At 44.7% G+C, this 7,800-nt stretch carries 9 protein-coding genes; all 9 read right to left on the minus strand.

The window, feature by feature from the left end; all coding sequences use genetic code 11:
- Positions 1 to 47: 47 nt before the first annotated feature.
- Entirely contained in the window at positions 48 to 815 is a 768-nt protein-coding gene (locus T363_RS0113060; RefSeq protein WP_031476528.1) for a hypothetical protein, read from the minus strand.
- 15 nt (positions 816 to 830) lie between these two features.
- Positions 831 to 1,853, minus strand: a complete 1,023-nt coding sequence (locus T363_RS0113065) for a hypothetical protein (protein WP_031476530.1) — start codon at positions 1,851 to 1,853, stop codon at positions 831 to 833.
- 626 nt (positions 1,854 to 2,479) lie between these two features.
- On the minus strand, positions 2,480 to 3,214 hold the full coding sequence (locus T363_RS16165; protein ID WP_154658816.1) for a hypothetical protein: 735 nt from the start codon (positions 3,212 to 3,214) through the stop codon (positions 2,480 to 2,482).
- A gap of 41 nt (positions 3,215 to 3,255) precedes the next feature.
- Complete coding sequence (locus T363_RS16170; protein WP_154658817.1) at positions 3,256 to 3,783, minus strand: hypothetical protein; 528 nt, start codon at positions 3,781 to 3,783, stop codon at positions 3,256 to 3,258.
- 15 nt (positions 3,784 to 3,798) lie between these two features.
- Positions 3,799 to 4,221, minus strand: coding sequence for a hypothetical protein (locus T363_RS15310; RefSeq protein ID WP_051643286.1), 423 nt, complete (start codon positions 4,219 to 4,221; stop codon positions 3,799 to 3,801).
- 27 nt (positions 4,222 to 4,248) lie between these two features.
- Entirely contained in the window at positions 4,249 to 4,680 is a 432-nt protein-coding gene (locus tag T363_RS15315) for a helix-turn-helix domain-containing protein (RefSeq protein ID WP_051643287.1), read from the minus strand.
- A gap of 102 nt (positions 4,681 to 4,782) precedes the next feature.
- Positions 4,783 to 5,298, minus strand: a complete 516-nt coding sequence (locus T363_RS0113085; protein ID WP_456263907.1) for a hypothetical protein — start codon at positions 5,296 to 5,298, stop codon at positions 4,783 to 4,785.
- Between the two features lie 1,414 nt (positions 5,299 to 6,712).
- Positions 6,713 to 6,991 carry a type II toxin-antitoxin system RelE family toxin gene (locus T363_RS0113090; protein ID WP_031476540.1) on the minus strand — a complete coding sequence of 93 codons (279 nt, stop codon included), beginning with the start codon at positions 6,989 to 6,991 and terminating at the stop codon, positions 6,713 to 6,715.
- Positions 6,988 to 7,206, minus strand: a complete 219-nt coding sequence (gene relB / locus T363_RS0113095) for a type II toxin-antitoxin system RelB family antitoxin (protein ID WP_031476542.1) — start codon at positions 7,204 to 7,206, stop codon at positions 6,988 to 6,990. The genes T363_RS0113090 and relB overlap by 4 nt, the downstream gene beginning before the upstream one ends.
- Positions 7,207 to 7,800 lie beyond the last annotated feature (594 nt).

Consider the following 7,800-nt stretch of genomic DNA (forward strand, 5'->3'; position numbering starts at 1 on the left):
CAAGTATATCGCAAAAATTCATACACTATTCATCATTTTTACGCATATTACCGCGCCCGCATATTCTTTGGTACAACGCTTAGCGGTTTGGTATGCAGGAAAATTATTTCCCAATAACCAGCACGGTAATTTGCCCGCAACCGCTTATCCAGCAGAAAATTTCTCACTGCTAGTTCTGCACGCGTTTTAGGATCACTTATCAAGTGCGCATATCCACCATCGGTAGAAGCGTTGATTCCTATCTGGCTGATTAACCATCTTCCATTTTCTCCCCGATTAAATAATTCCTGCATCTGATGCCGTGCCTGCTCTTCTGTGAAATCTACCGAATATGGGCTCTGCAGCACAGTCTCCCACAGCATCACCTTTTTGTTTTTGCCGTAATAATCCTTGTAGCTGATTTCCTTTTCTGCAGACGATACCACCACATAACCTGTATGCTCTTTTTTAGGCCGCAGCCGTCGATCCGCATTTGCACGTTCCCGCGAGATCCGGAGAAGGTTCTCATTCAGACTACGTTGATAAGCACTCTCGCTTCTCTCCGCATCCAGTTTCTGCTCCACCTGCTGGATCTTCTCTTTCGCGAACTTCTCAGCTGCAGCCGTCCGGTACTCCAGCTCCTGCTCCGACATCCGGATTTTTTCTCTTGCTTCACCCTCAGCAAATCGTTTCTCTTGCTCTGCCTTTGCTTTTTCCTGTAGGAGACGCATATATTCCTCTTTGGTCAGGAGGACATGCGTACACTCCGGGTTATTATGATCCCCGGGTATATCTGCAAATCCACCAAACAGCCGTTCTTTTACAAATCTGGGCATTATTTTCCCACTTTCTTATAGACCACGAATATAATTATCCGCTACAACGCTGATCCGGTTATGTCCAAGAGCTTTACTGCAGACCAGCATAGCGGCCTTGTCCAGCTTCTTTCCTGCTTCGTCCTTCCTGCAGGTATAAACCTCACTCTGGTATCTCCGGCCGGTTCCCCGATGTACACGGTCATACGGGATATCCTGTATTGGCCGCGCATGAGCTTTATATATCGCTGTCGCATATTCCGCCCTGTACCCGTGAATATCGGCATTTGTATTCACATACTGCCAAACCTTCTCTTCTGCAGGCGTGTCCATGATCCGCCTTATGATCTGCCCTGCAAATTGGCCGATAATCGGGCTAAGACGATTTCTTCCGCCTTTTCCGTTCCGTACATGGGTAAAGTATTCTTCGTCAAACAGGCATGTGTCCTGCAGCATCTCAAGCCGCTTATCAACCGCTGCAGATCTCTCGCCAACCGGCAGCGCATTGATCCTGACGATCTCAGCCTTGATCTGCGCCTTGGTCATCAGGTCTTTCCCTCGCAGCTCCATCAGCTCGCTGCGACGTAGCCCTGTCCCCTTGCAGAACTTAACCAGCTCGTCATTATTCTCTTCCGAAAAATGGCGATCCCGCACACGGTCACCGCGGCTCCGCTTAATATCCGCACGATTCCGTTTCGGCGGCTTAAAATACCCGTCATCGTCTGGCTGGATGCCGTAGAGCTTACTCAGAGCCTTTGCTTCGGTCTGGATCGTCCATGCGGAAAGCTCCTGATCGGTGCGCAGCTGCAGCCACTCATTCACATATTTTTTCGCGCTTTTCAGCGTTGTGCATTCCGGATGGGCTTCCTTGATGTATTTCAAAAAATATTTCGTGTGTTTCCAATATGTCTGATAAGTATTGAAAGAATAGATCTTCTCCCTGTCCGTGCCGTTGGCCACGGCTTCCTTCTTGCTCTCCCCAATGGCCAACATCCCGTTCAGTCGGTCGTAAGCCTGTTGGTGGAGATCCTTGTAGTATGATTTGTTTTTTCTGCCCATGAGATCTACTCCTGATGCAGTGATGTTAAAGCTAAGCCGCTTCCTGCCGGATCATACAGATCCCGTACATTCAGCAAAGGTACACTTTTTAACGTCTTATGTGTGACGGAATTGGGATTTCCCCCTACACTTTTTATCTTGCTTATGTGTGCAGCCCTATTGATTATCCGACGATCTACGGCAGTTAGGGTTCTGTCGGCATCCTTTTGGAGTGATGCAGCTCCCCGGCACTTTTACAGTATGTCCGGCTACATTCAACGGGTTACCAGTCCTACAACGATACATTTCACACCTGCACTTTCACAAGGGTTACTCCTGCAGGATCGTGATGCACTTTCCAATTCACAAAGGTTACTGCGGCAGCCATGCATCACCGGGTGTATCAAAACCCGAAGTGGCTCTGATAAAGGTTAATATTTCTGTTCTTATAGAATAACATGACCGCGCAGAACCGTCAATATAAACACGTTACCATACATATAACGGTTTACCCGTTCACACCTTTGCAAACGGGTAAACCGTTATCCTGTCATTCGTAAAACTGCTCCATTTTCCCAGTAAATCAGGATCCCTTTGAAACTTCAAAGGGATCCTGATTTATATGTGACCTATGTCAAAAAATCTACCTATTCTACCGTATCTGTATACCCCGAGGAAATGAAAAACGAATCAATAACTGTTACGCCATCACTTGCATAAACCGGAATATCATGATCATGTGGAACATAATCAGGTATATTATGCGGAAGATCAGATGTTTTAATATATCCTTCTGTCCCATTTTTTCCGATAGCAGAGATCATATCTACATCTTCATTCAAATACTTTACAACCATTGCCTCACCATAAGTTCCTCCATCTGCATTGGTATGTATCTGTTTTTCTTCAGTAGTTAAATCTACACCGCCATTAGCCCGAACTGCCATATAATAATCTACGCTCTCCAGTTCAAGGGTTTTCATTGCCCCATCACTTCCCTTATACCACGTAGTGCCATGAGCGGTATACGTTCCTTGTCCACTTGCTTTGCCTGTAGTTGCAGTAATACCCGTGCTCAACGCACCATTTTCTACCGGTCCACCATAAGAGGCTAATGCAATACCGCGGTAAAGTTCCGCATAAGCTTTCACATATTTTGCTGGCACCTTTGTACTATCTGTAGTCAGAATTGTCGCTGTAGAAGATACCATTCCATTTGATGCAGTTATACCAGTTCTTCCATGATATTTAATATTATTCATACCGGTTACAGTCGATGTCCAAGGAGAATAATCACTTACTGCATAAGCAAATACAACACAAAACATACCACATAATGCTACTGATCCTACGCACTTCCAAAAATTATTTTTCATCTTCATATGGCGTTTGTCCTCCCTACGCAATATAGTGCAACCAATTCCTACACATTATAGCTAATAGCAATAGATCCACTGGCAACATTATCACTTGGACTTACTTGAATTAAGAAAAGACCTGTATCTCCTACAGCAATAGTCGTAGAACTTCCTGATGAAAAAGATGATACAGATACAGGTGCCCAGTAACCATTTCTGCGTACACTACAGCTTACCTCCATACGTGCACTCGGATTGTTCCACGAACCTTCAACCCTTATCTTCTCACCATATACCATTTCCTTATCACTTGATAAAGTATAGTATTGATCTGCTGCCCAATTTTGAATTGAAAATGTTTCTTTTGCCCTCGTAATCATAATTGGATTATCAGGAGAAACAACAATAGAACCATCATCTGGCTCTATTGCGCCCGGCTCTACAATAATAGAACCTTGTTCATCCATATACTCTATTTTTTGTGGTGCAAGCGGAATAGATTTACTCACGTCTGTGTATAGTGCAGATGCAGACAATGTGAAGCTAAACAAAACAGAAATAGTCAAAATTCCTGCTATAATACTTTTTTTCATAATCGCTCACCTCGTTCAGTAATTTACAAATCCACTAACAGAGACACTCCCCGACGAATTATTGCGAACAGCAAAAAGATAATTTCCTCGCTTATCTACCTTAATCGTTTTATCAAATGTCCCGTTACTACCTCGTAAGTAATGAAAAATACCGTCAGGATCAACCAATCCAAAATCAACGCTGGCCGAAAAAGGTGAATAGGTAGCCTTAATCGTCACTGTTTCACTTGCTTCCAACGGAAAACTCTTATCAGCTTTCAACGTTGACTTAGCCGGTACAGTCATATTAAATGACCCCGAAGCTCTTTCCATTTCCATCTCTATCACTTGCTCAGTCAAAACACCCTGCTTAATCTCCGCAGCACTGGCCGAGCCACCAACCGATCCGGCAAGCATCACCCCCACTAAGAAACAGCTAAGTACCTTTCCAACTTTCACTAGCTACCACACACCTTTCAGAGCGGCCTACCAACTTACCGAAAAGTCTCCAGAAAAAGTAACCGGCTCTTCTTCTGTTTCCATTTCAGTAATTGGAGTTTCATTGTTGTTTTTATTTTGATATGCGATCGCAATACCTACAAATAATAACACTGCAATTACTATAATAAATGATAACATCCATATTCGTACATATTTCTTACGTTTTTTAGCTGTTTTCTCACTTGAATTATCATCCGTATGTATCGTATCCGACATTTCTGCAGCGTCTGACAGCAGATAATCTATTGACACTCCATATAACTCACTTAAAACTCTCAGGTTATCAGTGGTAGGAACGGCTATCCCCACTTCCCACCTTGATATGGCCTGACGCGATATATGCAAGATTTCGGATAACTCAAGCTGAGATAGATTTTTCCCTTTCCGCAATGCTACTAATTTTTCTTCCAGCGTCATCTATTACACCCCTACCCTAATCCTAAGCATGAGAAAAGTAAACCACTTCGGCTTTACATTTTAGCAATTCGTAATTGCTTCCCTCTATTTTTTTGTGTAAATTCACCTATCAAACAATTTACTGAACCAACCTCGCCTTGCTGACGGCTCCTCTTCGGCCTTAGCGGAATCTCCGGCATCCTCTGAGAGCTGGTGCTGGATCGTCCCCGCATGAAGTGCCTGGGCTGCAGCCGCCGACTGCTGAGCCGCTGCCAGGGCATCCGACAGACGATCTATTATCTGCGCTTGCTGGGCGATCTGCTGATCCTTGACCTGCAGCTGCTCCTGCAGCACAGTTACCGTGGTTTGCAAAACGGAAACTAAATCGGAAACTTCATGGTTTTCGGTTCGCGAACTGGTTTCCGTTTGGTTCGCGAACTGGTTTCCGTTTTCGGTTTGCGATTTTCCCGAAAATGCCCGTATTATCTGCGCTTCCTGCGATTCGTCAATCGCGAACTGGTTTCCGTTTTTTCGCAAACCAGATTGCAAACCAAGGTTTGCGATTTGTTTTCGTACCGCCGTTTTGGATACCCCTAATTCTTCCGCAATTTGACGGATTGATTTTGTAGCCATAAACAAAAAATTCCCTTCCTCAGCATAATTCTATCATACAGTTTTCAAAGGAAAATGTAAATGAAAACCAGCTAACGCTGGTGTGGGGGGAAGAGGAACGAGAACCAGCCGCCCGCGTCTTTCCTCTTCCCCCCAGCACGGATGATGGACAGCTTGCAAGCAACCTGCCCACAACCGTGCTCCCCCTATCACCATTCTCACGGCGGCGCTCCAAAGAAAAAAGAGAAAAACGAAAATCTTTCTTGACAAGAAGCACCGTCAGGTGCAAGATGATGGGAACGGTTCAGATCTTCGGAGGGCAGAGTAAGTCCGGCGAACCGGACCTTACCACACCGATCATGGGAATCGGACGAGTCCCCATCAGTTGGCTGCCCCGTAATTCAACCAGCGTGGCCTGTACCGCGTTTTATCGCACGGCTCATGCCCGCCTGCATCGTGATCCTGCAGGCCGCTGGAGGTGTCGCACTCACGATCCTCCGCTTAGCATCTTATTTCCGTTCGGTGCTGTCAGCCGAACTGACGTCGATCGGCAACGCTGGGGCAGCTTAGCACCGATCTCCGGAACGATTTTCTGCGTCGGCTCGTCCACACCTGCGTGTTACGGATGCGCAGCTTCCCCCGGGCGACCGGAAAAAGGCCGCACTGAACCAAGCCCTTCGCTACTGTTTTTTGAAAAACAAATTTGGGGCTTGTCCTCTCGATATTCACTTTAGACTATGTAAAAACCACATATTTGCGGGTTTTACCTAAATAAGCACAAAAATGCCGACCGATTTTCTACAATCGGTCGGCATAAAATCCGCTGCAACGCTTGACAAACCGCTTTCATACGAGCTATAATATCTGTACGAAAACGATTTTTCACTGCGAAGGCTCCGATCCGCTAAATCGGTTCTCTTCTAAGGAAGGTTGGCGTCCGCTAAACGCTTAGCCTTCGTGTTGAAAAGTCGTTTTTTCTTTTGTTGTTGTGGATAGTATAAAACACTTGAGCGGAAATTGCAAGAAAAATCCACAGGATACGGCATTTATTTTTTTGATCGTCCACAAAAGGTAGGTTTTATAGACACTTCATCATGTTAAAGAGAACCGGAACTTTAAGAGTAAAGTTCCGGTTCTTTTTTGACCATGATCTACTTTTCATGGTGATTCGCTTTCGGTACTTTTCAGATAGGTCTGTGACATTAACCCTCGATTTTGACATACCTTTGAAAATCATTAAACCAAGATGCCGTCAGGGTTTGTACCTTGTAAAGCGGCTGATCTATGGCAATTTGTACCCCCCTGTTAGATAGGGGGGGCTTATGGATCTGGGCGCGGCTCACGCCGCGCCCGCAGCAGGCTCCGGCTCGCCTGCTGCGTCCCGATCGGAACGGATGGGATTGTATTATAACAGGCCGAAGATCTTTTTGCAACGCCCCTGTCAATAAATTTCTTTATAGACATCCCGCCTATGGCCTACTGACAACGCAAGGATCACCAGTTCATTATCATTTATCTGACAGATGAGCCGATAGTCTCCTATCCGATACCGCCATTGGCCACTTCTGTTTGCAGTTAAACCTTTTCCGTGCTGGCGTGGATCTTCGCATCCGACAAGGTTTTTACCGATCCAAGAATAAATCATCTGTCGGGTATACTTATCCATCTTTTTAAGTTCTTTTGTTGCGCGTTCAGAATACTTTACCTGATACCCAGTCATAGCCCGAGCATTTCCCCCACTTCCTCATGAGAATATGTTTTGGGGTCTTTCAGATATTCTCTATAGGCTTCATTTGCAATAGCAATATCATACTCATCTTCAATTTTTTCAAACAGAGCACGCTTAAATGCTTCACCAACAGACATAGAGTGGAGTTTTGCATAGCTTTCAGCCAAATGCTTTTCTTCATCAGACAATCTAATCGAAAATGCCATATTATCATCTCCCTTGTAGTATATTGTACTATGTTTCTTTGATATTGTCAAACACTGAGTTATACAAAACTGTGGTTTTGGTAAACTCATTTTGCTGTCAAGTGCGAAATTCCTGCATTTTCAGCCATTTTAAGCGATTTCCCATTTTTTCTTTCATGATCTCAACCGCAAGATATTGTGTTTTGAATCATTTTTACTTTCCGCTGCTGATCTCTTATTTTCTTCCTTTTTCAGCTTTTCGCGTCAATGCTTGTTGCCCTATCGCCTTTATGATATACTGAATAAGCTACCACCCCCAGACCGGTAGAGAAAGGGGGTGTAACCTCTTGGATTTAATCACATCATTTTTTCTTTCTATTATGGCGGGTGTTGTTTGCCACCTCATCTGCAAATGGTTGGATAGGAAGAAGTAACCGGTAGCCAGCCTTGGGTATAAGCCACCCACCCACAACGGAATAGAAAACCCCCGGAGGTCGCAACTCCGGGGGTTTTTGCGTGCCCTCTTGGACACTCACATCATTTTTGCCTAATGATATTATAACTTATATCAACGGCTATTGCAAGTATATCGCAAAAATTCATACACTATTCATC

Source organism: Agathobaculum desmolans ATCC 43058 (assembly GCF_000701665.1).
GTDB classification, from domain to species: domain Bacteria; phylum Bacillota; class Clostridia; order Oscillospirales; family Butyricicoccaceae; genus Agathobaculum; species Agathobaculum desmolans.

Excerpts from the sequence above, each read along its gene's own strand:
- relB (WP_031476542.1), bottom strand. The coding sequence starts at position 7,206 with ATGGCATTTTCGATTAGATTGTCTGATGAAGAAAAGCATTTGGCTGAA.
- T363_RS0113060 (WP_031476528.1), bottom strand. The coding sequence starts at position 815 with ATGCCCAGATTTGTAAAAGAACGGCTGTTTGGTGGATTTGCAGATATA.
- T363_RS0113090 (WP_031476540.1), bottom strand. The coding sequence starts at position 6,991 with ATGACTGGGTATCAGGTAAAGTATTCTGAACGCGCAACAAAAGAACTT.
- T363_RS0113065 (WP_031476530.1), bottom strand. The coding sequence starts at position 1,853 with ATGGGCAGAAAAAACAAATCATACTACAAGGATCTCCACCAACAGGCT.
- T363_RS16170 (WP_154658817.1), bottom strand. The coding sequence starts at position 3,783 with ATGAAAAAAAGTATTATAGCAGGAATTTTGACTATTTCTGTTTTGTTT.
- T363_RS16165 (WP_154658816.1), bottom strand. The coding sequence starts at position 3,214 with ATGAAGATGAAAAATAATTTTTGGAAGTGCGTAGGATCAGTAGCATTA.
- T363_RS15315 (WP_051643287.1), bottom strand. The coding sequence starts at position 4,680 with ATGACGCTGGAAGAAAAATTAGTAGCATTGCGGAAAGGGAAAAATCTA.